This window comes from Bacillus pretiosus (genome assembly GCF_051294775.1).
Taxonomy (GTDB): Bacteria; Bacillota; Bacilli; order Bacillales; family Bacillaceae_G; genus Bacillus_A; species Bacillus_A wiedmannii.
Window position 1 is genome coordinate 1 of record NZ_JBPPHF010000561.1, and the last position, 283, is coordinate 283.

1 pseudogene is annotated in these 283 nt (G+C 35.3%); it reads right to left on the bottom strand.

The annotated features are described in order from the left end of the window. Positions 1 to 206, bottom strand: a pseudogene (locus ACSG5Z_RS32165) (DUF4026 domain-containing protein); the annotation flags it as partial. Between the last annotated feature and the right edge of the window lie 77 nt (positions 207 to 283).

Consider the following 283-nt stretch of genomic DNA (forward strand, 5'->3'; position numbering starts at 1 on the left):
GATTCATCCATATGTAACTCAACAATAAGGCTTGTCTCATCACTAAAAACAATTTTTAACTCATCAACTTTAGTAGAGATAGTTTCTAGCCGCTGTTTTACCTGCTCAATTGTAATTCTAGTAGGTATAACGGCAATCATATCTGAAAAATGACGTTCTAATGTTCCATTCATAGCTGCGCGGTATGTTTCTGGTTGCACTTCCATCCAATCACTCCTATTCAAATGAATCCATTTTACGTGCCAATGAACTTTCGATATTTTCTGTTTTCTCTCTCTTACAT